Genomic DNA, 24,884 nt, shown 5'->3' on the forward strand with positions numbered 1-24,884 from the left:
TGCAAGGGACGATTGATCCGCTCCCCCCTTGGTGGGATGTAGACCCATGCCGCACGACCACGCCGACCACGATCATCACGACCACGATCACCACGATCATGGGCCCGGTCATTCGCACGCCCACGACCACGGCCACCATCACCATGGCCCCGGCGGTCACAGCCACGCGCCCAAGGATTTCGGCCGGGCCTTCGCGATCGGCGCGACCCTGAACATCGGCTTCGTGGTCGCCGAGACCGTCGCCGGCCTGATGACCCATTCGCTGGCCCTGCTGGCCGACGCCGGCCACAACCTGTCCGACGTGCTGGGCCTGTTCATGGCCTGGGGCGCGGTCGTCCTGGCCAGGAAGGCCCCGGTCGGGCGCCACACCTACGGCCTGCGCAAGGGCACGATCCTGGCCTCGCTGACCAACGCCGTGGTGCTGCTGGTGGCGGTCGGGGCCATCGCCTGGGAGGCCGTGCGCCGCTTCGCCGACCCGCAGCCGATCCAGACCGGTCCGGTGATGATCGTCGCGGCCATCGGCATCGTCATCAACACCGCCACGGCCCTGATGTTCATGCGGGGCTCCAAGGACGACCTCAACATCCGCGGGGCCTTCCTGCACATGGCCGCCGACGCCGCCATCTCGGCCGGGGTGGTGGTGGCCGCCGCCGCCATGTGGGCCACGGGCTGGCTGTGGCTGGACCCGGTGGTCAGCCTCGGCATCGTCGTGGTGATCGTGCTGGGCACCTGGGGCCTGCTGCGCGACAGCCTGGACCTGGCCCTGGACGCCGCCCCGCGCGGCATCGACCCCAAGGCGGTCAGGACCTGGCTGGCTGGCCGTCCCGGCGTGATCGAGGTCCACGACCTGCACATCTGGGCGATGAGCACCACCGAGACGGCCATGACCGCCCACCTGGTGCGCCCCGAAAACCCCGACAACGACCAGTTCCTGCACGAGATCTGCGGCGACATGGCAAGACTCTTCAAGATCGGCCACGTCACCATCCAGGTCGAGAGCGGCGGCGTGGCCACCTGCCACCTGGCCGGCGCGGACGCGGTGTGAGCCTTCCCCTGTCCCTGGCGCTGTACCGGGCGGCCACCACCGCCCTGGAGCCGTTCGCGCCCCTGCTGCTGGACCGCCGGGCCAAGGCCGGCAAGGAAGACCGCGCCCGGCTGCACGAGCGGCTGGGCCGGCCCAGGGTCCCGCGGCCGCCAATGGGCCCCTCTGGCCGGCTGGTCTGGCTGCACGGGGCCAGCGTCGGCGAGAGCCTGTCGATCCTGCCCCTGGTCGAGCGGCTGCGCGCCGAACGTCCGGACGTCGCCGTGCTGGTCACCTCCGGCACCGTCACCTCGGCCGATCTGCTGGCCCGCCGCCTGCCGGCCGGGGCGATCCACCAGTTCCTGCCGGTCGACACGCCCGGCGGCGCGCGGCGGTTCCTCGACCACTGGCGGCCCGACCTGGCGGTGTTCGTCGAGAGCGAGCTGTGGCCCAACCTGCTGCTGGCCGCCAAGGCGCGCGGCGTGAAGCTGGCCCTGGTCTCGGCCAAGCTGTCGGACAGGAGCTACGCCGGCTGGCGGGCCCGGCCGTTCGCGGCCTGGGAGCTGTTCAGCGGCTTCGACCTGATCCTGGCCCAGGACGGCCGCGCCGCCGAGCGCCTGGCCAGCCTGGGCGGGACCGTGGCCGGCGAGGCCGACCTGAAGTTCGGCGCGGCCCCGCTGCCGGTCGACGCCGCGGCCCTGGCCAGCCTGCGCGTGCGGCTTGGCGACCGGCCGCTGCTGCTGGCCGCCAGCACCCATCCGGGCGAGGACGAGCTGGTGCTGGCCGCCTGGCGCGCCCTGCCCGCCCATAGCGACGACGACCGCCCGCGCCTGGTGATCGTCCCCCGCCATCCCGAACGTGGTCCCGCCATCGCCGACACGGTCCTGGCTCTCGGCGCCGCGACCTGCCTGCGCAGCCGCGAGCCCGACGACCTGGCCGAGGTCGTCGTCGCCGACACTCTGGGCGAGCTGGGCCTGTGGTACCGGCTGGCCGACCTGGCCCTGGTGGCCGGCAGCCTGGTCGAGGGGATCGGCGGCCACAATCCGCTGGAGCCGGCGCGGCTGGACTGCCCGATCGTCTCGGGCCCGCATGTCGAGAACTGGCTGACCGCCTATGCCGACCTGCGCGACGCCGAGGGCGTGGCCTTCGCCGACGCCTCGGTGCTGGGCGCGCGCCTGGCCGACCTGCTGGCCCGGCCAGAGGCCCTGAAGCAACAGGCGGCCCGGGCCCAGGCCTTCGTCGCCCGGCGCGACGCCGAGGCCCGGGCGGGCCTGGACCGCATCCTCGCCCTGCTCGACGCGGAGGCGCGGGCATGAAGCTGGCCACCCCGCGCTGGTGGTACCGCCGCGACGGCGCGCCCAGCCCGCTGACCCGCGCCCTGCTGACGCCGCTGTCGTGGCTGTGGGCCGCCCAGACCGCCCGGCGCATCGCCCGCGCCCAGCCGCGCGGCGCCGACTGCGCGGTGATCTGCGTCGGCAACTTCACGGTGGGCGGGGTGGGCAAGACGCCGATCGTCCGCGAACTGCTGCTGACCCTGACCCAGCGCGGCCGTCGCGCCCACGGCCTGTCGCGCGGCTATGGCGGCCGGCTGAGGGGGCCGGTCCAGGTCGACCCGCTGCGCCACACCGCCCGCGAGGTCGGCGACGAGCCGCTGATGCTGGGCCAGGACTTCCCGATCTGGGTGTCGCGCGACCGGGTGCTGGGGGCCCGCCGGGCCGCGGCGGCGGGGGCCGAGGTGGTGGTCATGGACGACGGCCACCAGAACCCCGACCTGCGCAAGACCCTGTCGCTGGTGGTGGTCGACGGCGAGACCCGCGACGACGAGTGGCCGTTCGGCGACGGCAAGGTGTTCCCGGCCGGGCCGATGCGCGAGCCGCTGGCGGCCAGCCTGGCCCGCACCGACGCGGTGATCGTGCTGCTGCCGGACGACCTGCCGGCGGCCGACCCTGAGCTTCTGGCCCTGTTCGGCGACACCCCGGTGCTGATCGCCCGGCTGGAGCCCGCCACCCCGCCGCCCCGGGGCCGCCAGGTCGGCTTCGCCGGCATCGGCAAGCCCTGGAAGGTGGAGCGGGCCCTGAAGGCCGCCGGCTGCCACCTGGTGGACTTCGCGCCCTATCCCGACCACGGCGACTATGACGAGGCGACCCTGAAGTTCCTCTGGGACCGGGCGCAGACCTACAGCGCCGGGCTGGTGACCACCGAAAAGGACTGGGTGCGCCTGCCGCCGGCCTGGCGCGACCGGGTGACGGCCTGGCCGGTGCGGGCGCGGTTCGAGGACGAAGCGGCGCTGGGGGCGTTGCTGGAGGGGGTGGGGCTGTAAGATCCTCCCCCTGTGGGGGAGGTGTCGGCGAAGCCGACGGTGGGGGGAGTAGTCGGCAGGCAGCCTGATCCGTGCTCTTCGACCCTAAAACTCCCCCCACCGATCGCTTCGCGATCGCCTCCCCCACAGGGGGAGGATCTATTGCTAAGTCCCGGCCTTCTTCGCGAATTCCCAAGCGCCCCGGGCGAGAACCGGCACCCGCGCCTCCATCAGCTCGGCGTGGGCGCTGGCCGCCGTGCCGTCGCGCACGCGGCCGACGATGCCCTGGCAGATGCCGGCCAGGCGGAACAGGTTGTAGCTGAAGTACCAGTCCAGGTTCGGCAGGCCGTCGCGGCCGGTCAGCCGGCAGTACTGCGCCACCGCCTCCTCGATGGTCGGCACGCCGTAGGCAGTCAGGTCGGCGATCTCGGCCAGGCCGCCGCGCTGGTCGGACGGCATCACCCAGTTCATCAGGAAGTAGCTGAAGTCGGCCAGCGGGTTGCCCAGGGTCGACAGCTCCCAGTCCAGCACCGCCACCACCTTCGGCTCGGTGGGGTGCAGGATCATGTTGTCCAGCCGGTAGTCGCCATGGACGATCGAGGTGACGTCGTCGGCCGGGCAGCTGGTTGGCAGAAACGCGATCAGCCGGTCCATGGCCTCGATCGTCTTGGTTTCCGAGGCCTTGTACTGCTTGGTCCAGCGGTCGATCTGGCGGGCGAAGTAGTTGCCCGGCTTGCCGTAGTCGGCCAGGCCGACGGCGGCGTAGTCGACATTGTGCAGGGCCGCCAGGGTGGCGATCTCGGCCTCGTAGATCGCCCGGCGCTCGGCCGGGGCGTAGTCGGGCAGGGTCCCGTCCCACAGGATCCGGCCTTCGACATTGTCCATCACGTAGAAGATCGTGCCGATCACCGCCTCGTCCAGGCACAGGGCGTAGGCCTTGGCGACGGGGAAGTTGGCCCTGTTCAGGCCCGAGATCACCTTGAACTCGCGGTCGACGGCATGGGCGCTGGGCAGCAGCTTGCCCGGCGGCTTGCGGCGCAGGACGTACTTCTTCGACGGCGTGACCAGCTGGTAGGTGGGGTTGGACTGGCCGCCCTTGAATTGGCGCACCTCCAGCGGGCCCTGGTAGCCCTCGACATGGACCTCCAGCCAGGCCGCCAGCCGGGCCTCGTCGATGGCGTGGCGCGGGTCGACGGGCTTGGTCCCGGAATTCAGGTCCTGGACGGACGGTTCGGCCACGGCCATGCGCTCAAACTCCCCAACGCTTGTTTGAAAGGGAGTTTAGTGGGCGGGGCGGCGGGCGCAAGCGCCGATGGCGCCGCGCGCGGAACGGGGACAGGAACGGGGACAGGCACATGTGCCTGTCCCCAATCGTGGTTCGGTCTTCAGCCGTGCTGGCTCAGCGCCCGCCAGCCGATGTCGGTGCGATAGAACCCGCCCTCCAGCGACACTGTCCCCAGGGCCGCATAGGCGACGTCGCGGGCCTCGTGCAGGGTCGCGCCCAGGGCGCAGACGTTCAGCACCCGGCCGCCGGACGCCACCAGCCGGCCCTCGGCGTCGCGGGTCGTGCCGGCGTGGAAGATCACCGCCTCGCCGCCGAACTCGCTGTCGGCGCCCTGGATCAGGCCGCCGGTCACCGGCGCGTCGGGATAGCCTTCGGCGGCCAGCACCACGCAGATCGCCGCCTCCTCGCGCCAGACCGGCGCGGGGGCCGAGGCCAGCTGGCCCTTGGCGGCGGCCAGCAGCAGCGGAACCAGGTCGCTTTCCAGCCGCAGCATCAGGGTCTGGCATTCGGGGTCGCCGAAGCGGGCGTTGTACTCGACCAGCTTGGGACCCTGCTCGGTCAGCATCAGCCCGGCATAGAGCACGCCGACATAGGGACAGCCCTCGGCCGCCATGCCGGCCACGGTGGGCAGGACCAGCTCGCGCCAGGCCTGGTCGACCAGGGCGTCGGTCAGGACGGGCGGCGGCGAATAGGTGCCCATGCCGCCGGTGTTGGGGCCCGTATCGCCGTCATAGGCCCGCTTGTGGTCCTGGGCCGCGCCGAACAGCACCGCCGTCTGGCCGTCGCAGATCGCGAACAGCGAGGCCTCCTCGCCGTGCATGAACTCCTCGATCACCACCCGCGCCCCGGCCGAGCCGAAGCGGCCGCCCAGCATGTCCAGCACGGCGGCGTCGGCCTCCTGGCGGGTCGCGGCGATCACCACGCCCTTGCCGGCCGCCAGGCCGTCGGCCTTGATCACGAACGGCGCGGCCAGGGTGTCGAGAAAGGTCCCGGCCGAGGCCGCGTCGGTGAACACCCCATAGGCCGCCGTCGGCAGGCCGTGGCGGGCGCAGAAGTCCTTGGTGAAGGCCTTGCTGGTCTCCAGCCGCGCGGCCTGGGCGCTGCCGCCGAAACAGGGGATGTCGGCCTTGGCCAGCGCGTCGGCGAGGCCGACCTCCAGCGCCGATTCCGGACCCACAACGACCAGGTCGGCGGCGATCTCCCGGGCCAGGGCGACCAGGCCGTCCACGTCGGTGACCTTGACCGGGCGCAGCTCGGCGACGGCGGCGATGCCCGGATTGCCCGGCGCGGCCACCAGGCGGCCGCACAGCGGCGACTGGGCGATCTTCCAGGCCAGGGCGTGCTCGCGCCCGCCCGATCCCACGAGGAGGATGTTCAGCTTTTCCATGAGGCCGGGGTGTCGCGCGGGGGAGCCCTGGGGTCAAGGCGGGTCGTGCGACGCGGAAGTTATCCACAGGGCTTCCGCCTTTTACGCCTCCGGTAGGAAAGGCCGGAGAACCGTCCGGGGACAGGCCCATGGGCCTGTCCCCAACCGCGTCTATCCCCGCACCCCGCGAAATCAATTCTCGTAAACTCAACGCCTTACACAAAAACGCACGTTTCCTGTCCCCACCCTCCGGGACGGCCGCACACTAGCGGCATGACCCAAACCCAGACCCACACCCCCGCCCCGTCCATCGCCTGGTGCCAGGCGATGCAAGCCAAGCTCATGGCCGCCCTCGACGCGGCCTGGGCGAGCCTCGAACGCAGTCACGACCCGGCCGAGATCCGAAAGATCCGTGACAAGGCCAAGGCCATCGGCGACCTGGCCGCCATGGCCCGCAAGGTGGCGCTGATCGTGCCCATGGCCCGCGCCGCGCGGTCTCCTGCTTCACCGCTGTCCGTCGCGATCGCGCCGGCCCTCGCCGACGCCCTCGCCCCCGTCGCCCCTGTGGCCGCCCAGGCCGAACACGCCCGCCGCGCGCTCGACAAGCTCAAGGGCGGGCGGCGCGGACGGCTGTGAGAGGCGCGCTCGCCTGCTCGCAAACGGCGCGGACCGCTCAGAGCCCCTTCCGGTACACCAGGAACCCCGACGTCTCGGCCACCTGGTCGTACAGCCGCATGGCCGTGGCGTTGGTCTGGTGCGTCTGCCAATAGACCCGCGACGCCCCCGCCGCCCTGGCCGCGTCGTACACCGCCTCGATCAACGCCCGGCCCACGCCCTGGCCCCGCGCCTGCTCGGTGGTGAACAGGTCCTGCAGGTAGCAGCTGGGCTCGATCGCCGTGGTGCTGCGGTGGAACAGGTAGTGGGTCAGGCCCAGCAGCCGGCCGTCCTGCTCGGCGACCAGAGCGTGGACCGGCTCATAGGCGTCGAAGAACCGTTCCCAGGTCATGGCGGTGACCGCCGGGTCCAGGGCCGTGTCGCCCGACCGGCCGTAGAAGGCGTTGTAGCCGTCCCACAGCGGCAGCCATTGGTCGCGATCCGCGCGGGTCACGGGACGGATCACGAGGTCGGCCATGGTCTGGGTCCTTCGGGGAAAGACTCTCCCCTAGCCCCGCGAGCGCTACATCGCCAGCATCCAGATCGCCATGGCGACCATCATCAGGTTCTCGGTCAGGGAGACGAAGCCCAGCGGCACATTGCTGTCGCCGCCCACGCAGGCGCATTTCAGCTCGCGCTTGTCCAGATAGACCGCCTTGAACACCGACGTCGCCCCGACCGTCCCGATGAACAGCGCCACCGGCGCCGACAGCCAGGTCAGGGCCCCGGCGATCATCAGCACCCCCGCTCCGACCTCGGCGAACGGATAGATCCGGGCATAGGGCAGCCAGCGCTGGGCCAGCAGGTCATAGCCCAGGAACATGGTCGAGAAGGTCTCTACGTCACGCAGCTTCAGCACCCCGAGCACGCACATCGAAAAGGCGATGAACCACTGCAGCGCGTGGGCGGTCAGGACCTGGCCGGTCATGGCGTAGCTGGCGGCCAGGGCCATCAGGGCGGTGACGGCGAACACCGCGATCACCGGCGTATAGGTCAGGGCCTTGGGGTCGCGCACCTTCAGGCCGAAGTGGCGGCGCAGGTCGTCGTAGCCGCCGATCCTGCGGCCGTCGATGAAGGCCTGGGGCGTGGTCGCCACCCCATGGGCGGCCTTGAAGACGTCGATCTCCTCGCGCGTGGTCAGCAGGTGGTCCTCGACCGCGTAGCCCTGGCGGCGCAGCAGGTCCTTGGCGCGCAGGCCCCAGGGGCAGGTGTGCTGGTCGGTGACCATCCGGTGCAGGACGGCGGTCCGGGGCTGGGTTGAGGCGGCGGCGAGGGCGGTCATCGCGGGGGCTCCGGCTTGATCGAAAACGGGTCCCCGCCCATATGGGTTCCGTACCATGGTACGGAGTCAAGGGGCGGCGAGACGATGAAGACGACGACGATCGCGGGCCTGGCCCAGGCCGGCGGGGTGGGCGTGGAGACGGTGCGCTATTACCAGCGGCGCGGCCTGCTGGCGCAGCCGCCGCGGCCCGAGGGCGGCGGTTCGGGCGGCGGGGTGCGGCGCTATGGCGAGGCCGACGTGCGCCGCCTGCGCTTCATCCGCGCGGCCCAGGCCGCCGGCTTCACCCTGGAGCAGGTGGCCGAGCTCCTGGCCCTGGACGCCGGCGACGACCACGCCCGGGCGCGCGGCCTGGCGCTGGAGCGCATCGCGGCGCTGGACGCCAGGATCGCCGAGCTGAAGGCGGCCCGCGACGCGCTCCAGCGCCTGGCCCGCGCCTGCGGCGAGACGACGTCCGGCCCCTGCCCGATCCTGTCGGCGTTCGAGGGGGCGTAGGGTCCAAGCCTCTCGCAAATCCCCTTCAGTTGTCATCCCGGAAAGCGCGCAGCGCTTGTCCGGGACCCAGGTGAACCGCACCGCATTCGCCCAGTCCCCTGGGTCCCGGACAGCCTCTGCGAGGCTTCCGGGATGACAACCTTTGGGCAGCCACCCAAATCCTATGCCTTCAACGCCGCCGCGACGTCGGCCAACTGGTCCAGGGACGGGGACAGGCGCATGCGCCTGTCCCCAGCCGCGCTCCAGACAGCAAAAACCCCGCGCCGTTTCCGACGCGGGGTTTTCGAAAGCTTCGGCCGCGAAGCCGCCCTTAGGCGATCTTCTCGACCTGGCTGTATTCCAGTTCCACCGGGGTGGCGCGGCCGAAGATCGAGACGGTGACGCGCAGGCGGGCCCGCTCCTCGTCGACCTGCTCGACCGAGCCGTTGAAGCTGGCGAACGGGCCGTCGGTGACGCGGACGTTCTCGCCGACCTCGAACAGCACCACGGTCTTGGGACGCTCGACGCCCTCCTCGATCGTGCCGATGATCCGCTGGACCTCCTTTTCGGAGACCGGCTGCGGCTTGGACGCGCTGCCCAGGAAGCCCGTGACCTTCGGGGTGTTCTTGATCAGGTGGTAGGCTTCGTCCGAGAGGTTCATCTTCACCAGCACGTAGCCGGGGAAGAACTTGCGCTCGGCGTTGACCTTGCGGCCGCGACGGATCTCGACGACGTCCTCGGTCGGGACCAGGATCTCGGAGAAGCTGTCTTCCAGGCCGTGGCTCTTGGCCTGTTCGCGGATGCTCTCGGCCACCTTCTTCTCGAAGTTCGAGTAGGCGTGGACGATGTACCACTTGTGGTTCGGATTGGACGCGGTGTCGGTGCTCATGATGTTTCTTATCCCGCGGCGATCTTGAGGAGCAGGTTGGCGCCCAACCCCAGGATCCAGTCGGCGAAGGTGAAGAACAGCGAGGCCAGCACCACCATGATGAAGACCATCACCGAGGTGATCCAGGTCTCCTTGCGGGTGGTCCAGGTGATCTTGCGGGTTTCGGCGCGGACTTCCTGCGCGAAGCGGACCGGGTTGATCGGCTTCTTCGGCGGGGCCGGAGCCTTGGCGGCGGCGGTCGCCGCCTGAGCGGAAGGCGCGAGCGCCGCGGCCGTCTTCGCGGCGCGGTTCTTGATCGCAGACGGGCTAGAACCCGGTTTCCTGGCCATGACTTAAGAGGCTCGCGACTTTCGATAGGTCAGCCCGAAAACCGGGTGACCGATGACATATAGTGGCAGGAGTGGAGGGACTCGAACCCACGACCCTCGGTTTTGGAGACCGATGCTCTACCAGCTGAGCTACACTCCTGCGGAACCGCGATCCCCTTAGCGGAGATTCCGGCTTTCCGGCAATGAACATCGCGCCGGTAGGCTCTTTGAAGCCCGCCAGCGCGTTGGTCTCATCGCCAGAGCCGCGTCGTTTAGCAGGGTCGTTCGAGCCCGGCAAGCGGCCGGCGCACGATCCGCGCATTCGGTCGCTCCGGCCTGGGCGCTCCCCTGGGCGCTCCCCTGGGCGCTCCAGGGTCAGGGCGCCTGGAAGGATCAGCCACCGGCGCGGCGCGTTAGGCCTCTGCGCGCGTCGAAGCCCGGAGGAATCGCCCATGCCGACAATCACCAGCCACGACCAGGGCCGGCCGTCCAACCGCGAGGTGGAGAACGAGAACCAGCGTCCCGCCCCAGAAGCGAACAATGGGGACGCGAACAACGGGGGCGCGAACAACCGAAGCGCCGATCAAGGCAAGGCTCCGCGTCCCGCGACGGAGCCCCGCGGCGCGGAGGACAGCTCCGACTCGCCGAAGACCCGGACGGATCCGGGCTCCGGCGAAGCCTGAGTCGTCAGCCGGCCTTTTCCGCCGCCGGCGCGGCGGCCGGGGGGGTGAGGGCGGCGCATTGGATGTTCAGGTACGACCACTTCACGTCCGCGAGCTTGCGGCCGCACTGGGTGTTTTCCCCCAGGTCGCGTCCTTGAAGGGAGATCGCCACGCCCTTGGTGGGATCCGGCGCCGGGCTGGCGCTGGAGACGTCGTAGTAGCCGCCGCCGGGGCCGCGAACCACCAGGCAGGACGTCGATTCCACCGGCCGCACGCAGCCGGAGGCGGTGACCGCCTTGCCTTCCAGGGAAACTCGTTGTGTCGTCTGACCGGTGTTGCCGGTTTCCTGCCCGCAGGCAGCTACGCTTAACGCTAACAGACTGGCCGCCGCGGCGGCCTTTACGAACCTTACCCGCATACGTTCCTCCGTATCATTGGCCGCCGCGCCGCTGTCTGGCGTGGAAGCAAGCGGAAGAGTGCGCCCCGTTTGGGGAGGCGGCAATCACAATTTTGACACGGTTCAAAAAACAGGCGCCCGCCATTTTGACGGTTTTGAGGAAGATTTTCTCAAAGCCCTTTCAGACCAGCAAAGTTGACATCCGGCCGGGTGTGCTCACATGAGACGCAGTCGCTTCAGGGCCGTTGCGGCGCCATCTCAGAATTCCGCGGTCCGCCGCGCGTCCAGGACTTGAAACGATACTATGACGGCCATCGAAACCACCGCGCCCGCCCCCGTCAAGGAAGCCGCCTGGCACACCGAGACCGTGCTGTGGGTCAAGCACTGGACGGACCGCCTGTTCAGCTTCGCCATCACCCGTCCGGCCAGCTTCCGCTTCCGCTCGGGCGAGTTCGTGATGATCGGCCTGCCGCCCCGCGAGGAGCTGGGCGAGAAGAAGCCGATCCTGCGCGCCTATTCGATCGGCTCGCCCCACTTCGCCGAGGAGCTGGAGTTCTTCTCGATCAAGGTCCCGGACGGCCCCCTGACCTCGCGCCTGCAGCAGATCCAGCAAGGCGACCCCGTGCTGCTGGGCAAGAAACCGACCGGCACCCTGGTGCTGGACGCCGTCCGCCCGGGCAAGCGCCTGTTCCTGTTCGGCACCGGCACGGGCCTGGCGCCCTGGCTGTCGGTGGCCCGCGACCCTGACGCCTACAGCCGCTTCGAGCAGGTGATCGTCGCCCACGGCGTGCGCGAGGTGCAGGAACTGGCCTATCGCGACCTGTTCACCAGCGAGATCCACGACGACCCGCTGGTCGGCGACGAGGCCAAGGCCCAGCTGGTCTACTATCCCACGGTCACCCGCGAGCCGTTCGAGCGCCAGGGCCGGTTCACCGACCTGATCACCTCGGGCCAGCTGTTCGCCGACCTCGGCCTGGAGCAGGTGAAGTTCGACCCCGAGCACGACCGCGCCATGCTCTGCGGCTCGATGGCGATGATCAAGGACACCGCCGCCCTGCTGGAGGCCCACGGCCTGACCGAGGGCTCCAACGCCGAACCGGGCGACTTCGTGATCGAGCGGGCGTTCGTGGGCTGACCCACCGACGGGGACAGGCGCATGCGCCTGTCCCCAGCCGTGCTAGACCCCCAGCCGCTTGAACGTGCGCTCCCAGCGCATGTGGCTGACCAGGGTCCAGGGCTTGAGCACGCTGGCCCCGGGGCCCATCGAGCCCACCACCAGCTCGGCGCGGCCCACCAGGTCGTCGGCCGGCACGTAGCCCATGCCCAGTTCCGGCGGCAGATAGGCGTCCAGCGCGCCGTCCCAGCCGCAGGCCGACTGCCCCCTGGGGATCGGGCCGGCGTCGAAGCGACTGTCCAGGCTGTTGTCGCGATTGTCGCCCATCACGAAGAAGCAGCCCCGCGGCACCGTATAGACCCCGGTATTGGCTCCCGGCGCGCCCGAGCCCCAGCCGTGGGTCTGGTAGGTCCGGCCGCCGGGCAGGGTCTCCTGGAACCGGCCGACCGGGATCGGCTCGCCGAACGGGGCCTCGACCTCGGTCGACAGCCATTGCCGGCCCACCGGCCGGTCGTTGATGCGCAGCACGCCCTCGACCACCTGGACCTTGTCGCCCGGCAGGCCGATCAGCCGCTTGATGATGTCGGTGCGGCCGTCATTGGGCTTCTTGAACACCACGATGTCGCCGCGCGCGGGCGCCTGGCCCAGCAGGCGGCCCTGCGGCAGCGGCGGGCTGAACGGCATCGAATGCCGGCTCCAGCCGTAGGGGTACTTGCTGACCAGGATGTAGTCGCCGACCTGCAGGGTGGGCTCCATCGAGGCGGACGGAATGGTGAAGGGCTGGCACAGCACCACCCGCGGCACCAGCAGGATGGCCAGGGTCAGGAGAATGGTCCTCAGCCAGCCGCGCGGGCCGCCGTCGCTGTCGGAATCGCGTCGGGCCGTCACGAAAACCTCCTCGGGACCGGTCCAGGCCGGCTATCGGAAAAACCATAACAGCGCGGCCGCGCGACGCGCGTTACAAATGGCTCATGGTCGGGGGCGGCATCTTGGGAGTCTTGCGGGCGTGAGCGGCGACGAACTTCAACGGAAGAACCTGACGGTCGCCGAGGCGCGCGCCCGGATGCTGGCCGGCGCCGGACGGCTGGGGGTCGAGGAGGTGGTCCTGGCCAAGGCCCTGGGCCGGGTGCTGGCCGCCCCGGTGGTCGCCGACCGCCACCAGCCGCCGTTCGACGCCTCGGCCATGGACGGCTGGGCGATCCGCCGCGCCGACCTCGCTCCGGGGGCGCGCTTCCGGATCACCGGCGAGAGCGCCGCGGGCCAGGCCTACGCCCGCCGGGTCGAGGCCGGCCAGGCGGTGCGGATCTTCACCGGCGCCCCCGTGCCGCCGGGCGCCGACCTGGTGGTGATCCAGGAGAACGCCGCGCGCGACGGCGACACCGTGACCTTCACGATCGACCGCGACCCGCCGCCCGGCAACATCCGCCCGGCCGGCGGCGACTTCCGGTCCGGGGACAGGCTGCTGACGGAAGGCGTGCGCCTGGACGCCTGGCGGCTGGCCCTGGCCGCCGCGGCGGGCTGGCCCAGCCTCGACGTCGCGGTCCGGCCGCGCGTCGCCATCCTGGCCACCGGCGACGAGCTGGTCCCACCCGGCTGTGTCCCCGCCCCCGACCAGATCTTCGAGTCCGGCTCGTTCGCCCTGGCCGCCCTGGTCGAGGCCTGGGGCGGCCAGGCGACGCGGCTGAAGGCCCAGGCCGACGACCGGGACGCCATCGCCGCCGCCGTCGCCGACGCCCCGTTCGACCTGCTGGTCACGGTCGGCGGGGCCTCGGTCGGCGACCACGACCTGGTCAAGCCCGCGCTGGAGACCCTGGGCCTGGACCTGCGCGTCCAGACCGTCGCGGTGCGCCCTGGCAAGCCGACCTGGTTCGGGACCCTGGACGTCAATGGAACGGGCGACCGCCGCGTGCTGGGCCTGCCCGGCAACCCGGCCTCGGCCCTGGTCTGCGCCGAACTGTTCCTGCGCCCGCTGCTGGCGGCCCTGACCGGCGCCGATCCCGCCCTGGCGACCCAGGCCGGCGTCCTGGCCGCCCCCCTGCCCGCCAACGGCCCGCGCGAACACTGGATGCGCGCGGCGCGAGCCGTCGACGCCGACGGCCGGGTCCAGGTCAGGCCCTTTCCCGACCAGGATTCCTCGCTGATCGGCGTGTTCTCCCGCGCCGACTGCCTGGTGATGCGCCCGGCCGGCGCGCCGGCGGCGGGCGCGGGCGAGGTGGTCCAGCTGCTGCCGCTGGCGCGAGGCTGATCGCCTCGCCACGCGACGACGCACGCGCAGCGTGCTAAGTCCCGCGCGAAGCGGTTCGCGGCGACCGCGGCGGGAGTTTGCGTTCATGGGTCGTATGGGCAAGATCGCGGCGCACATGGTGCTGGCCTTCATGGCCATGCTGCTGGCCCAGGCGCTGACGTCCGGCGCCGCGCCCTTCACCCCGCCCGGTCTTGCCAGCGCTCTGGCCCTCGCCGCCCTGTTCGCCGGCGCGGCCCTGGCGGTCGAGATCCTGTTCCGGGTCGAGCGTTCGCCCTGGCGGTTCTTCGCGGCCAGCGACGGCCTGCGCCTGGCGCGCTCGGCCCTGCTGTCGGTCCTGACCTTCGCCCTGATCGCCCGCCTGGCTGACGTGCGCCAGCCGGGGGGCCTGCGCACCCTGGCCGTCGCCTTCCTGCTGCAGACCGCGCTGCTGGCCGGGCTGCGGATCGTGCGCCGCGCCGTGCACGAGAAGGCGCTGGTCGACGCCCTGACCCGCCTGCGCCCCGCCCCCGCCTCGCCCGCCCTGCCCCGCCTGCTGATCGTCGGCTCGGCCAACCAGGCCGAGGCCTTCCTGCGCGCCCCCGCCGCCCTGGGCGAGCGCTACGCCCCGGTCGGCGTGCTGACCCCCGAGGCCCGCGGGACCGGCGACGAGCTGGGCGGGGTCTGCATCCTGGGCGCCATCGACGACTTCGACGCGGTCATGGCCCAGCTGCGCGACGGCGGCCTGCAGCCCTCGGCCCTGCTGTTCCTGACCGACGGCCCGCTCAGCGCCTTCGGGGCCGAGCGCCTGGGCCGGCTGAAGACCGAGGGCGTGCGCCTGCTGCGCCGCCAGGGCCTGGTCGACATGGGCTCGCACGGCGCCGCGGCCCTGCGCGAGATCAGCCTGGAGGAGCTGCTGAGCCGCGCCCCGGTGCGGCTGGATCCCGAGCCGGTCCGCGCCCTGGTCGCCGGCAAGCGGGTGCTGGTCACCGGGGCCGGCGGCAGCATCGGCTCCGAACTGGCCCGCCAGATCGCCGCCAGCGGTCCCGCCCAGCTGGTCCTGCTGGACGCCGCCGAGGCCAACCTGTTCCACATCGACCGCGAGCTGGGCGAGGCCTGGCCCCGCCTGCCGCGCCGCGACGTGCTGTGCGACGTGCGCGACGCCGCCCGGCTGAACCTGGTGTTCGCCGCCGAGAAGCCCGAGCTGGTCTTCCACGCCGCCGCCCTCAAGCACGTGACCCTGGTCGAGAACCACCCCTGCGAGGGCGTGCGCACCAACGTGCTGGGCAGCCGCAACGTCGCCGCCGCCGCCCGGGCCTGCGGCGCGGCCCACCTGGCGCTGATCTCCACCGACAAGGCCGTGGCCCCGGCCAGCGTGATGGGCGCGACCAAGCGGGTGGCCGAAGCCGTGGTCCGCCAGTTCGCCAAGGCTCCCGACGAGGGCGGCGGGGCCGAGACCCGGGTCAGCGTCGTGCGGTTCGGCAACGTGCTGGGCTCGGCCGGCTCGGTGGTGCCGATCTTCCAGCACCAGATCGCCCGCGGCGGCCCGGTCACCCTGACCGACGCCGAGGTCGAGCGCTATTTCATGACCATCCCCGAGGCGGTGCAACTGGTGCTGCGGGCGGTGGCCCTGTCGGCCGGCGATATGGAGCCCCCCACGGGCGTCCTGACGCTAGAAATGGGCGAGCCGGTCAAGATCATCGACCTGGCCCGGCGGATGATCGAGCTGCAGGGCCTGGTCCCCGAGCGCGACATCGAGATCAAGATCACCGGCCTGCGCCCCGGCGAGAAGCTGACCGAGGCCCTGGTCGACGTCAACGAGACCGCCCGCCCCAAGGCCGACGGTATCACCGAGGCCGCGCCGCTGGCGCCGCTGCCGCCGATCGCGCCCGAGGCTCTGGCCGCCCTGGAAGCCGCAGCCTTGGCCGGCGACGAATTCGCCGTGCGCAGCCAGCTGTTCGCCCTGGTCGAGACCTTGCGAACCGTCCCGGCTGTCGAGAAGCCCGCCGCCGGCAAGACCGGCGGGGTCAAGGCCGCCGCGGCCCGGACACAGGCCTGACCCGAAACCGCCGCCGTCATCGCCTATGAGGCGAGCGGAGAAGCCAGAATCAGCCTCCCATGCTCTGTCTGCCACGCTTGGAAATGGCGGGCCGTCTCACCTTTTGGGACGTCAGTAGGCGTCGGCGGGAACCTGGATGTTCGAACAGACGGTGGACGTCACCCGCCTGGATGGGTTCGTTCGTTACACGCGCGGGATCGTCCGCGCCCGCCTGGTCCTGGTCGCCCTGTTCGTGGGCCTGCTGGCGATCTACACGCCGATGCGCATGACCCTATTCGGCCTGGTCGAGCTGGGCGTCTACGCCGCCCTGCTCCTGGCCACCGAGGCCGCCGTGCGCCATCCCGACCCGGTCGCGGCCTTCCGCCGGCTGCGCTGGCAGTCGATCGGGCTGGTCTTCCTGCTGTCGGTCAACGCCTGCGCCCTGGCCGTGAAGATCCGGCTGATCGGCCAACCGCTCACGCGGGTCGAGGCCGCCCTGCTGGCCATCTGCGTGCTGCTGTTCGCCGCCCTGCGCGTGCACACCGGCAAGGTGAGCTACGTCACCGCCGTCGCGCCGCCGGTGGCGACCCTGCTGTGGATCGCCTTCGACCCCAATACGCCGCTGGTCGCCAACCACTTCGCCGCCGCCATGGCGCTGTTCGTCGTCGCTGTCCTGAGCGCCACCTGGCGCCAGCAGACCACCGACCGCGCCCTGGCCCAGGCCCTGCGCGACCTGGCCCGCAAGAACGCCGACCTGACCGAGGCGGTGGCCGAGGCCAAGGCCGCCAGCCGCGCCAAGTCCGACCTGCTGGCCGTCGCCAGCCACGAGATCCGCACCCCGCTGAACGCCGTGCTCGGCTTCGCCCACGCCCTGCGCCGCGACACCTTCCTGACCCCGATCCAGGCCGACCTGGCCCAGGGGGTGATCGAGGGCGGCGCCCAGCTGACCCGCCTGCTCGACACGGTGCTGGACCTGACCAAGGTCCAGGCCGGCCAGGCGGCCCTGACCCTGACGGCGGTCGATCTGCGCCGCCTGGCCCGCACGGTGGTGCGGGTGTGGAGCGCCCACGCCCAGGCCGTCGGCGTGCTGCTGAGCTTCGAGGACGCCGATCCCGACCTGGCCTACGGGGTGCTGGCCGACGAGGCCAAGCTGGAGCAGACCCTGGTCAACCTGGTCTCCAACGGGCTGAAGGCCTCGCCGTCGGGCGGGACGGTGGTGGTGCGGCTGGCCGGGATGGTCAGCGACCAGACCCTGACCGCCCTGGTCGAGGTCCACGACAGCGGGGCGCTGGTGCCGCCGGGAGACCGGCCGCGGATGTTCGAGGCCTTCGACCAGACCGGGCGCGGCAAGAGCCTGGGCGGCAGCGGGCTGGGCCTGTCGATCTGCGCCGCCAACCTGGCCCTGATGGGCGGCGAGGTCGGGGTGGAGGACCTGCCCGCGGACGACGGCCCGCCCGGCAAGGCCCCCCGGCGCGGCGCGGTGTTCTGGTTCGCCTTCGAGGCGCCGGTGCTGGCCGCCCCGGCGGCGGACGCCGCGGCCGAAGCGCCCGTGGCCGCCCCGATCCGGGTGCTGGCGGCCGAGGACAATCCCGCCAACCGCCGGGTGCTGGCCGCCCTGCTGGCCGCCTCGCCGATCGAGCTGGTGTTCGCCGAGGACGGCGCCCAGGCCATCGACGCCTGGCGGGCCGAGGCCTTCGACCTGGTGCTGATGGACGTCAACATGCCGGTGCTGGACGGGGTGGCGGCCGTGGCGCGGATCCGCCAGCTGGAGGCCGCCGCGACGACCGAGCCCCGTCCCCGCACCCCGATCTGGATGCTGACCGCCAACGTCTTCGACGACGACGTCGCCCGCTACCGGGCCGACGGGGCCGACGGGGTGCTGCGCAAGCCGATCGACACCGTGGCCCTGTTCGCCCTGCTGGCGCGGGTGGCGGAGGCCAAGGCGGGGATCGAACAGCGCGTGACCGCTTAGGACGGATGGCGGGCTTGGGAGGCTGTGACGGGGCCCAAGACGCCGACTGGCGGTTTTATGCCGCGTCCAGGTCCAGCGAATACCCCGCCGACCGCACCGTGCGGATCGGGTCGCCGTCCACGTCGCCGTTCAGCGCCTTGCGCAGGCGGCCGATGTGGACGTCCACCGTCCGCGCCTCGACATAGACGTCCGAGCCCCAGACGGCGTCCAGCAGCTGTTCGCGGCTGAACACCCGGCCCGGGTGCTGCATCAGGTAGTCGAGCAGGCGGAACTCGGTGGGGCCCAGGTGGACCTCCTTGCCCTGGCGCTTCACGCGGTGGGCGACGCGGTCGATGACGATGTCGCCGACCGTGATGCGGTCGTCGGCCAGGCCCGGGCGGATGCGGCGCAGGACGGCGCGGACGCGGGCGGTCAGCTCGATCATCGAGAACGGCTTGACCACATAGTCGTCGGCCCCGGTGTCCAGGCCGCGGATACGGTCGCTCTCCTCGCCGCGCGCCGTCAGCATGATGATCGGCACGTTGCGGGTCTCGCTGCGGCCGCGCAGGCGGCGGCAGACCTCGATGCCCGAGACCTTGGGCAGCATCCAGTCGAGGATCACCAGGTCGGGGGCGCGCTCGGAGGCCATGGTCAGGGCCTCCTCGCCGTCGCCGGCCACGCCGACGACATAGCCTTCCTTGTCGAGGTTGTAGTGCAGCAGGGTGGCCAGGGCGTCTTCGTCTTCGACCACCAGAACGTACGGAGTCACTTTGCGCTGGCCTCTTGCTTAGTTCGACAGCTCGAGCTTGGGACGCTGGGAGATGATCTCCTCGCCGGTCAGCTCGAAATGGATGATCTCGGCGATGTTGGTGGCGTGGTCGCCGATGCGCTCGAGGTTCTTGGCCACGAACAGCAGGTGGGCGCACGGATTGATCGTCCGGGGGTCGCCCATCATGTAGGTCAGCAGTTCGCGGAAGATGGCGTTGTAGTGCTCGTCGACCTCTTCGTCGCGGCCCCACACGCCGATGGCGCGCGGCAGGTCCGAGGCGGTGTAGGCGTCCAGCACATCCTTCAGCCGGCCCTGGACCAGGCGGCCCATGCGCTCGATCGAGCGGGTCAGGGCGCTCATCGGGTCGGCCTCGGTCAGGATCAGGGCGCGCTTGCCGATGTTCTTGGCCATGTCGCCGCAGCGTTCCAGGCTCATCGAGATCTTCAGGGCGGCCACGGCGTGGCGCAGGTCCACGGCCATCGGCTGGCGCAGGGCGATCAGCCGGAAGGCCTTGCGCTCGATCTCGGCCTGCAGGATGTCGAGCCGCTCGTCGCGGGCCACCACCTGCTGGGCCAGGGGCGCGTCGCGGCGGGCGATGCAGTCGATGGCGTCCGCCACCTGGGCCTCGGCCAGGCCGCCCATGCGGGTGACCTCGGCCGTGAGGTGGTTCAGCTCTTCGCCGTAGGATTTGACGGTATGTTCGGTCATCGCTTCTGATCCTGCCGGCTAGCCGAAGCGGCCGGTGATGTAGTCCTGGGTGCGGGTGTCGCGAGGATTGGTGAACATCTCCTCGGTCGGACCGCTCTCGACCAGCTTGCCCAGGTGGAAGAAGGCGGTCTTCTGCGAGACGCGGGCGGCCTGGGCCATCGAGTGGGTGACGATGACGATGCAGAACTGGCTGCGCAGCTCGTCGATCAGTTCCTCGATCTTGGCGGTGGCGATCGGGTCGAGGGCCGAGCACGGCTCGTCCATCAGGATCACTTCCGGCGAGACGGCGATGGCGCGGGCGATGACCAGGCGCTGCTGCTGGCCGCCCGACAGGCCGGTGCCGGCCTGGTGCAGGCGGTCGGCGACCTCGTTCCACAGGCCGGCCTTCTTCAGGCTGGCCTCGACGATGGCTTCCAGCTCGGCCTTGCCCGTAGCCAGGCCGTGGATCTTGGGCCCGTAGGCGACGTTCTCGAAGATGGTCTTGGGGAACGGGTTGGGCTTCTGGAACACCATGCCGACCCGCGAACGCAGCACCACCGGGTCGACGCTCTTGGCGTTGACGTCGTCGCCGTCGATCTCGATCGAGCCCTGGACCTTGGCCGACGGGATGGTGTCGTTCATCCGGTTGATGCAGCGCAGGAAGGTCGACTTGCCGCAGCCCGACGGGCCGATGAAGGCGGTGACCGACTTGGCCGGCACGTCCAGGCTGACGTCGAACAGCGCCTGTTTCTCGCCGTAGAAGACGTTGACGTCGCGGGCCCGGATCTTGAACTCGCTGGTGGTCACCTGGCCGTGGCCGGCGGGGATGGCCGCGGCGAGGGCGGGGGCATGGGCGGCGATGGTGTCGTCGCGGTTTTCGGTCGGCATGGCGTGGCCCTTGGAAAGGGGAAAGGCGAGAGGGTTCAGGGTCATATGGGGCCTACCAGCGGCGTTCGAAGCGGCGGCGCAGGATGACCGCGGCGGCGTTCATGACGATCATGAAGACCAGCAGCACGATGATGGCGGCGGCGGTGCGTTCGTGGAAGGCGCGCTCCGAGGCGTTCTCCCAGATGAACACCTGCACCGGCAGCACGGTGGCCGAGCTGGTGAAGCTTTCCGGCGCGCCGGGCACGAAGGCGACCATGCCGATCATCAGCAGCGGCGCGGTTTCGCCCAGGGCGTGGGCCAGCGACAGGATGGCGCCGGTCATCACCCCGGGCATGGCCAGCGGCAGCACGTGGTGGAAGACGGTCTGGGCCTTGGAGGCGCCGACGCCCAGGGCGGCTTCGCGGATCGACGGCGGCACCGCCTTCAGCGAGCTGCGGGTGGCGATGATCACGGTCGGCAGGGCCATCAGGGCCAGGACCAGGCCGCCGACCAGCGGCGAGCCGCGCGGCACGTGCAGCCAGTTGATGAACAGGGCCAGGCCCAGCAGGCCGTAGACGATCGACGGCACGGCGGCCAGGTTGTTGATGTTGACCTCGATGACGTCGGTCCAGCGGTTCTTCGGGGCGAATTCCTCGAGATAGACCGCGGCCATCACCCCGACCGGGATGGCGATCAGGGCTGTGATGACCAGCATCATGGTCGAGCCGATCACCGCGCCCCAGACGCCGGCCTGCTCGGGCTCGGTGGAGTCGGAATTGGTGAAGAACTTGGTGTTGAAGCCGGTCTTGACGGTGCCGTCCTTCTTCAGGCGGTCCAGCCAGTCCAGCTGCTGGTTGTCGAGCTTGCGGTCGCCCTCGGCGGTCGCGCGCTTGATCTCGCCCTTGTAGTAGAGGTCGGCGTCGGCCTTGACCGAGCCGGTGACATCGACGGTCTTGCCGATCAGCGAATGGTCCTTCTTGACCTTCTGCAGCAGCTGGTTGCCGAAGTCGCGCGAGACCAGGGCCTGGACCTTGCTGGACACCGTGCCCAGGTCGTCGTCCTGCACGCCCAGCTTCTTCATCAGGGCCTCGGCGACGATGTAGTCGTAATTGACCCCTTCCAGGGCGCTGGTGTCGATGCGCTCGGGGTTCAGATAGACCGGCACCGTCAGGGTGTGGGTCTCGAAGGTCGAGTAGCCCTGGGCGACGATGCGGCCGACCAGCACGACCAGGAAGATCATGGCGACGACGATCGCCGCGACGCCCTGGGCCCGGAACAGCTTTTCGGAGCGGTGGCGCTTCTTCAGCAGGGCGTCGCGGGCCGACAGGCTCGGACGGGCCGGCGCGCCGGGGGCCTTGCCCGTGGGGAGGCCCGTGGGGAGGGACGCGTCAGTCATATTGTTCCCGGTACTTCTGGACGATGCGCAGGGCGATGATGTTCAGGCCCAGGGTGACGACGAACAGGGTCAGGCCCAGGCCGAAGGCCGACAGGGTCTTGGGGCTGTCGAACTCCTGGTCGCCGGTCAGCAGGGTGACGATCTGGACGGTCACGGTGGTGACGGTGTCCAGCGGGTTGGCGGTCAGCTTGGCCTGCAGGCCGGCGGCCATGGTGACGATCATGGTCTCGCCCACCGCGCGGGACACGGCCAGCAGCATGGCGGCCATGATCCCCGGGAGGGCGGCGGGCAGCACCACCTTCTTGACGGTTTCGGACTTGGTGGCGCCCATGGCGTAGCTGCCGTCGCGCAAGCTCTGGGGCACGGCGTTGATGATGTCGTCCGACAGCGAGGACACGAAGGGGATCAGCATGATGCCCATCACCACCCCGGCCACCAGGGCCATCTGGTTCTGAACCTGCATCAGGTACTGGGCGAGGTTGTCCAGCGGGCCGCCCGCCAGTTGCTCGCCGATGCCGTTGAAGAAGGCGCGGAAGATCGGGCCGACGGTCAGGGCGGCGAAGAAGCCGTAGACCACGGTCGGCACGCCGGCCAGGATCTCCAGCAGCGGCTTGATCGTCGAGCGCAGGCCGCGATTGGCGTATTCCGACAGGTAGATCGCCGAGTAGAGGCCGACCGGGGCCGCCACCAGCATGGCGATCATCATGACCAGGAAGGTGCCGGCGAACAGCGGCACCGCGCCGAACGCCCCCGACGAGGCCACCTGGTCGGCGCGCATGGCGATCTGCGGCGCCCACTCGACGCCAAACAGGAAATCAATTGGCGAGACGCTCTCGAAGAAGCGCCAGCTCTCGTAGATCAGCGACATGACGATGCCGAGCGTCGTCAGGACGGCGGCGACCGAGCAGGCCACCAGCACGCCGGCGATCCAGCCCTCGACCCGGTTGCGGGCGCGGAATTGCGTGTTGATGCGCGGGGTGGCCAGCAGGAACCCGGCCAGGGCCAGCAGGCCGGCCAGGCCCAGGACCGAATAGCTGACGATGCCGTCGATGCGCTTGGCCTCGACCACCTTGGCGTCGAAGACCGCCTTCAGCGGGCCCTCGTAGGCCACCTCGCTGGGAGCCTGGCCGACGGCGACGGCGCTGACGTCGCTGAAGAACACGTCTTGTCGATCAGGGGTCAGGGCTTGGACCACGGCCGGGCGCTGGGCCTGCAGCATGGCGTCCTCGACCCGGCCGCCGAAGGCCGCGCCCAGCAGCAGCAGCAGGGCCGCCGGGGCGCCGGCCCACAGGGCGGCGTAGAGGCCGTAATAGTTCGGCAGCGAGTGGAGCTTGGCCGTGGAGCCGCCGGACGACTTCAACGCCCGGCTTCGGCCGGCCATGAACGCCGCGCCGGAGAACAGGGCGAGGAAAAGGAGCGAGAGCCAGGTCAGCATGCGTGCGGCGGGGTCTTGCGCGAAGGATGCGATGCCGGCGCCCAACGCGCCGTACCGCCCGCGCCGATCTATGCCGTGCGGGCGCCGACCTTATGCGACGGTTTGGCGACAGTTTTACGACAGCGGCCAGGGAGGGCCGTTTGGGAGGCGTTTGTCCCCTTCCGCCGTCATCCCGGGCCTCGTGCCCGGGCCCCCTCTATCCGCCGCAAGGGCGGGGGTGTGGCGCGCCGCGCGCCAGTTCGCTTCACCGTCAGCTGAACGAGGGATTCCGGGCACAAGGCCCGGGACGACGGGCTAGGCGGAAAGCGGCGAAGGCGGCGTGGCGCTCGCCGATGCGTCCCGGCCGTCACCCCGCGCCATCGGGAAGTAGACCCCGAACGCCGCGCCCTCGCCCTGCACGCTCTCGACCGTCATGCCGCCGCGGTGGCGGTTCATGATGTGCTTGACGATGGCCAGGCCCAGACCCGTGCCGGAGCGCTCGCCGCTCTTCTGGCCCTCGACCCGGTAGAAGCGCTCGGTCAGCCGCGGCAGGTGCTCGCGGGCCAGGCCCGGTCCCCGGTCGCTGACCCGCAGCGAGGCGTAGCGTTCGTCGAGGGCGTGGTCGGGGGTCAGCAGCGACATCCGCGCCGCGCCCGGGTCGCGCGGGGCGGCGGCCATGTCGGCGGTCAGGCCCGAGAAGACCTCCACCCGCACCACGCCGTCGCGCGGCGTGTACTTGATGGCGTTGTCGACCAGGTTCTGGATGACCTGGACGATCTGGTCGCGGTCGCCCTCGACCACCGCCGCGCCGCGCGGCGGCAGGACGGGATCGAAGGCCACGGCCTTCTCCTTGGCCTGGGGCGCCAGGGCGTCCAGGACGTCGATCGTCGCCATGGCCAGGTCGACCTGGCCCAGCGGGGCGATGTGCTCGTTGAGCTCGATGCGCGACAGGCTCATCAGGTCGTCGATCAGCCGCGCCATGCGCTCGGCCTGGGCCTGCATGATGCCCAGGAACTTGTCGCGCGCCCCGACATCGTCCTTGGCGTGGCCGCGCAGGGTCTCGATGAAGCCCGACAGCGAGGCCAGGGGCGTGCGCAGCTCGTGGCTGGCGTTGGCCAGGAAGTCGGCCCGGGTCCGCTCGCTGCGGCGGGCGTCGGTCTCGTCGCTGAGCACCAGCAGGGCCAGGCGCGAGCCGCGCTCGTCGACGCCCAGCGGCGCGCAGTGCGCCGCCCATTCGCGTCCCTGGGCCCCGCCGCCCACATAGTCCACCGAGCGGCGCACGCCGCCGAACAGGCTTTCGTCCACGGCCTCCAGCACCTGCGGGCTGCGCAGGGCCGAGACCAGCAGCCCGCCGCGCGGCTGCAGCTTGAACAGCTCGCGGGCCGCCGCGTTGGCGAACACGAATCGCCGGCCGGTCAGATCGTCGGCCTCCTCGGCGGCGATGACCATCAGCGGGTCGGGCAGGGTCTCGAGAATCAGGCCGAACGGCGGCGTCTGGTCCAGCGCGGCCGCGACCGCCACCGGGGCGGCGGGGCCGGCGGGCCGGTTCAGCGTCCGGCGGACCAGCGCGTAGCCGACGCCGCCGCTGACCAGGGCCAGGGGAATCGCCGCCGCGGCGTTGGCGCCGCCCGTCGCCGCCAGGCCCAGCAGGGCCGCGGGCCCGGCCAGCACCGCGCCCCAGACGGCCAGGGGCGTGCTGGCGGCTCCGTCGGAACGGGCAGACGAAGACGGCGAGGCCATCGGCATGCGGCAGTCTCGGTTCTGGCGAAGGGAGGGATTCGGCGAACCAGATA

At 71.1% G+C, this 24,884-nt stretch carries 23 protein-coding genes and 1 tRNA gene; 9 read left to right on the forward strand and 15 right to left on the reverse strand.

Annotated elements, in window-relative coordinates:
- The first annotated feature begins 46 nt into the window (after positions 1-46).
- The 3 genes from ACSQ2G_RS16675 to lpxK are packed head-to-tail and all read left to right on the forward strand — an operon-like array spanning position 47 to position 3,341.
- Positions 47-1,045, forward strand: a complete 999-nt coding sequence (locus ACSQ2G_RS16675) for a cation diffusion facilitator family transporter (RefSeq protein WP_436032733.1) — start codon at positions 47-49, stop codon at positions 1,043-1,045.
- Positions 1,042-2,337 (forward strand): 3-deoxy-D-manno-octulosonic acid transferase, encoded by a 1,296-nt coding sequence (locus tag ACSQ2G_RS16680; protein WP_436032735.1) that lies wholly within the window; start codon positions 1,042-1,044, stop codon positions 2,335-2,337. The genes ACSQ2G_RS16675 and ACSQ2G_RS16680 overlap by 4 nt, the downstream gene beginning before the upstream one ends.
- On the forward strand, positions 2,334-3,341 hold the full coding sequence (gene lpxK / locus ACSQ2G_RS16685; protein ID WP_436032737.1) for a tetraacyldisaccharide 4'-kinase: 1,008 nt from the start codon (positions 2,334-2,336) through the stop codon (positions 3,339-3,341). Before ACSQ2G_RS16680 ends, lpxK begins: the two co-directional genes overlap by 4 nt.
- A 144-nt stretch (positions 3,342-3,485) precedes the next feature.
- Here the strand turns inward: lpxK and ACSQ2G_RS16690 are convergent, their stop codons facing one another.
- Both ACSQ2G_RS16690 and purD read right to left on the reverse strand, forming a co-directional pair.
- The gene (locus ACSQ2G_RS16690; protein WP_436032739.1) at positions 3,486-4,565 is read right to left on the reverse strand and encodes a phosphotransferase; all 1,080 of its coding nucleotides are present in this window, start codon (positions 4,563-4,565) and stop codon (positions 3,486-3,488) included.
- Between the two features lie 140 nt (positions 4,566-4,705).
- Positions 4,706-5,992: a phosphoribosylamine--glycine ligase gene (gene purD, locus ACSQ2G_RS16695; protein WP_436032741.1), complete on the reverse strand. Its 1,287-nt coding sequence runs from the start codon at positions 5,990-5,992 to the stop codon at positions 4,706-4,708.
- 252 nt (positions 5,993-6,244) lie between these two features.
- Here purD and ACSQ2G_RS16700 point away from each other — a divergent pair, with 252 nt between their 5' ends.
- Positions 6,245-6,607 carry a hypothetical protein gene (locus ACSQ2G_RS16700; RefSeq protein WP_436032743.1) on the forward strand — a complete coding sequence of 121 codons (363 nt, stop codon included), beginning with the start codon at positions 6,245-6,247 and terminating at the stop codon, positions 6,605-6,607.
- 37 nt (positions 6,608-6,644) lie between these two features.
- Here the strand turns inward: ACSQ2G_RS16700 and ACSQ2G_RS16705 are convergent, their stop codons facing one another.
- Both ACSQ2G_RS16705 and ACSQ2G_RS16710 read right to left on the reverse strand, forming a co-directional pair.
- Positions 6,645-7,103: an N-acetyltransferase family protein gene (locus tag ACSQ2G_RS16705; protein WP_436032745.1), complete on the reverse strand. Its 459-nt coding sequence runs from the start codon at positions 7,101-7,103 to the stop codon at positions 6,645-6,647.
- Between the two features lie 45 nt (positions 7,104-7,148).
- Positions 7,149-7,907, reverse strand: a complete 759-nt coding sequence (locus tag ACSQ2G_RS16710) for a MauE/DoxX family redox-associated membrane protein (protein ID WP_436032747.1) — start codon at positions 7,905-7,907, stop codon at positions 7,149-7,151.
- Positions 7,908-7,991: 84 nt separating this feature from the next.
- On the opposite strand from ACSQ2G_RS16710, the gene ACSQ2G_RS16715 reads away from it, so the two are divergent.
- Complete coding sequence (locus ACSQ2G_RS16715) at positions 7,992-8,399, forward strand: MerR family transcriptional regulator (protein ID WP_436032749.1); 408 nt, start codon at positions 7,992-7,994, stop codon at positions 8,397-8,399.
- Positions 8,400-8,709: 310 nt separating this feature from the next.
- Here the strand turns inward: ACSQ2G_RS16715 and nusG are convergent, their stop codons facing one another.
- From nusG to ACSQ2G_RS16735, 4 genes are all read right to left on the reverse strand, one after another.
- Entirely contained in the window at positions 8,710-9,267 is a 558-nt protein-coding gene (gene nusG / locus ACSQ2G_RS16720; protein WP_028038086.1) for a transcription termination/antitermination protein NusG, read from the reverse strand.
- Positions 9,268-9,275: 8 nt separating this feature from the next.
- Complete coding sequence (secE, locus tag ACSQ2G_RS16725; RefSeq protein WP_310086051.1) at positions 9,276-9,596, reverse strand: preprotein translocase subunit SecE; 321 nt, start codon at positions 9,594-9,596, stop codon at positions 9,276-9,278.
- Positions 9,597-9,659: 63 nt separating this feature from the next.
- A tRNA-Trp gene (locus tag ACSQ2G_RS16730) sits at positions 9,660-9,735 on the reverse strand.
- A 527-nt stretch (positions 9,736-10,262) separates the two neighbouring features.
- Positions 10,263-10,655 carry a hypothetical protein gene (locus ACSQ2G_RS16735; protein ID WP_436032751.1) on the reverse strand — a complete coding sequence of 131 codons (393 nt, stop codon included), beginning with the start codon at positions 10,653-10,655 and terminating at the stop codon, positions 10,263-10,265.
- A 283-nt stretch (positions 10,656-10,938) separates the two neighbouring features.
- On the opposite strand from ACSQ2G_RS16735, the gene ACSQ2G_RS16740 reads away from it, so the two are divergent.
- Positions 10,939-11,769, forward strand: a complete 831-nt coding sequence (locus ACSQ2G_RS16740) for a ferredoxin--NADP reductase (RefSeq protein ID WP_436032752.1) — start codon at positions 10,939-10,941, stop codon at positions 11,767-11,769.
- Between the two features lie 42 nt (positions 11,770-11,811).
- Here ACSQ2G_RS16740 and lepB read toward each other — a convergent pair whose 3' ends face one another.
- Positions 11,812-12,636, reverse strand: a complete 825-nt coding sequence (gene lepB, locus ACSQ2G_RS16745) for a signal peptidase I (protein WP_436032754.1) — start codon at positions 12,634-12,636, stop codon at positions 11,812-11,814.
- Between the two features lie 118 nt (positions 12,637-12,754).
- Here lepB and ACSQ2G_RS16750 point away from each other — a divergent pair, with 118 nt between their 5' ends.
- The 3 genes from ACSQ2G_RS16750 to ACSQ2G_RS16760 all read left to right on the forward strand — a co-directional run bounded on the left by ACSQ2G_RS16750 (position 12,755) and on the right by ACSQ2G_RS16760 (position 17,979).
- A complete protein-coding gene (locus ACSQ2G_RS16750) occupies positions 12,755-13,993 on the forward strand; it encodes a molybdopterin molybdotransferase MoeA (protein ID WP_436032756.1) in 1,239 nt (412 codons plus the stop codon).
- Positions 13,994-14,078: 85 nt separating this feature from the next.
- A complete protein-coding gene (locus tag ACSQ2G_RS16755; RefSeq protein WP_436032758.1) occupies positions 14,079-16,028 on the forward strand; it encodes a polysaccharide biosynthesis protein in 1,950 nt (649 codons plus the stop codon).
- A 136-nt stretch (positions 16,029-16,164) separates the two neighbouring features.
- Entirely contained in the window at positions 16,165-17,979 is a 1,815-nt protein-coding gene (locus ACSQ2G_RS16760; protein WP_436032760.1) for a response regulator, read from the forward strand.
- A gap of 55 nt (positions 17,980-18,034) precedes the next feature.
- Here ACSQ2G_RS16760 and phoB read toward each other — a convergent pair whose 3' ends face one another.
- From phoB to ACSQ2G_RS16790, 6 genes are all read right to left on the reverse strand, one after another.
- Positions 18,035-18,727 (reverse strand): phosphate regulon transcriptional regulator PhoB, encoded by a 693-nt coding sequence (gene phoB / locus ACSQ2G_RS16765; RefSeq protein WP_012288542.1) that lies wholly within the window; start codon positions 18,725-18,727, stop codon positions 18,035-18,037.
- A gap of 18 nt (positions 18,728-18,745) precedes the next feature.
- The gene (gene phoU / locus ACSQ2G_RS16770; RefSeq protein ID WP_310086070.1) at positions 18,746-19,435 is read right to left on the reverse strand and encodes a phosphate signaling complex protein PhoU; all 690 of its coding nucleotides are present in this window, start codon (positions 19,433-19,435) and stop codon (positions 18,746-18,748) included.
- Between the two features lie 18 nt (positions 19,436-19,453).
- Positions 19,454-20,302, reverse strand: a complete 849-nt coding sequence (pstB, locus tag ACSQ2G_RS16775) for a phosphate ABC transporter ATP-binding protein PstB (RefSeq protein WP_436032763.1) — start codon at positions 20,300-20,302, stop codon at positions 19,454-19,456.
- A 52-nt stretch (positions 20,303-20,354) separates the two neighbouring features.
- Positions 20,355-21,677 (reverse strand): phosphate ABC transporter permease PstA, encoded by a 1,323-nt coding sequence (pstA, locus tag ACSQ2G_RS16780; protein ID WP_436032765.1) that lies wholly within the window; start codon positions 21,675-21,677, stop codon positions 20,355-20,357.
- Positions 21,670-23,112 carry a phosphate ABC transporter permease subunit PstC gene (pstC, locus tag ACSQ2G_RS16785; protein WP_436032767.1) on the reverse strand — a complete coding sequence of 481 codons (1,443 nt, stop codon included), beginning with the start codon at positions 23,110-23,112 and terminating at the stop codon, positions 21,670-21,672. Before pstC ends, pstA begins: the two co-directional genes overlap by 8 nt.
- A gap of 294 nt (positions 23,113-23,406) precedes the next feature.
- Entirely contained in the window at positions 23,407-24,837 is a 1,431-nt protein-coding gene (locus ACSQ2G_RS16790) for a sensor histidine kinase (protein WP_436032769.1), read from the reverse strand.
- Between the last annotated feature and the right edge of the window lie 47 nt (positions 24,838-24,884).

Source organism: Caulobacter sp. LjRoot300 (assembly GCF_964253875.1).
In the GTDB taxonomy this organism is placed as follows: Bacteria; Pseudomonadota; Alphaproteobacteria; order Caulobacterales; family Caulobacteraceae; genus Caulobacter.

Coding starts and splice junctions, on each gene's coding strand:
- lpxK (WP_436032737.1), top strand. CDS start 2,334: ATGAAGCTGGCCACCCCGCGCTGGTGGTACCGCCGCGACGGCGCGCCC.
- ACSQ2G_RS16710 (WP_436032747.1), bottom strand. CDS start 7,907: ATGACCGCCCTCGCCGCCGCCTCAACCCAGCCCCGGACCGCCGTCCTG.
- ACSQ2G_RS16675 (WP_436032733.1), top strand. CDS start 47: ATGCCGCACGACCACGCCGACCACGATCATCACGACCACGATCACCAC.
- ACSQ2G_RS16760 (WP_436032760.1), top strand. CDS start 16,165: ATGTTCGAACAGACGGTGGACGTCACCCGCCTGGATGGGTTCGTTCGT.
- ACSQ2G_RS16715 (WP_436032749.1), top strand. CDS start 7,992: ATGAAGACGACGACGATCGCGGGCCTGGCCCAGGCCGGCGGGGTGGGC.
- ACSQ2G_RS16790 (WP_436032769.1), bottom strand. CDS start 24,837: ATGCCGATGGCCTCGCCGTCTTCGTCTGCCCGTTCCGACGGAGCCGCC.
- ACSQ2G_RS16735 (WP_436032751.1), bottom strand. CDS start 10,655: ATGCGGGTAAGGTTCGTAAAGGCCGCCGCGGCGGCCAGTCTGTTAGCG.
- ACSQ2G_RS16690 (WP_436032739.1), bottom strand. CDS start 4,565: ATGGCCGTGGCCGAACCGTCCGTCCAGGACCTGAATTCCGGGACCAAG.
- ACSQ2G_RS16700 (WP_436032743.1), top strand. CDS start 6,245: ATGACCCAAACCCAGACCCACACCCCCGCCCCGTCCATCGCCTGGTGC.
- secE (WP_310086051.1), bottom strand. CDS start 9,596: ATGGCCAGGAAACCGGGTTCTAGCCCGTCTGCGATCAAGAACCGCGCC.
- pstB (WP_436032763.1), bottom strand. CDS start 20,302: ATGCCGACCGAAAACCGCGACGACACCATCGCCGCCCATGCCCCCGCC.
- pstC (WP_436032767.1), bottom strand. CDS start 23,112: ATGCTGACCTGGCTCTCGCTCCTTTTCCTCGCCCTGTTCTCCGGCGCG.
- pstA (WP_436032765.1), bottom strand. CDS start 21,677: ATGACTGACGCGTCCCTCCCCACGGGCCTCCCCACGGGCAAGGCCCCC.
- ACSQ2G_RS16740 (WP_436032752.1), top strand. CDS start 10,939: ATGACGGCCATCGAAACCACCGCGCCCGCCCCCGTCAAGGAAGCCGCC.
- ACSQ2G_RS16705 (WP_436032745.1), bottom strand. CDS start 7,103: ATGGCCGACCTCGTGATCCGTCCCGTGACCCGCGCGGATCGCGACCAA.
- purD (WP_436032741.1), bottom strand. CDS start 5,992: ATGGAAAAGCTGAACATCCTCCTCGTGGGATCGGGCGGGCGCGAGCAC.
- phoU (WP_310086070.1), bottom strand. CDS start 19,435: ATGACCGAACATACCGTCAAATCCTACGGCGAAGAGCTGAACCACCTC.
- nusG (WP_028038086.1), bottom strand. CDS start 9,267: ATGAGCACCGACACCGCGTCCAATCCGAACCACAAGTGGTACATCGTC.
- ACSQ2G_RS16755 (WP_436032758.1), top strand. CDS start 14,079: ATGGGTCGTATGGGCAAGATCGCGGCGCACATGGTGCTGGCCTTCATG.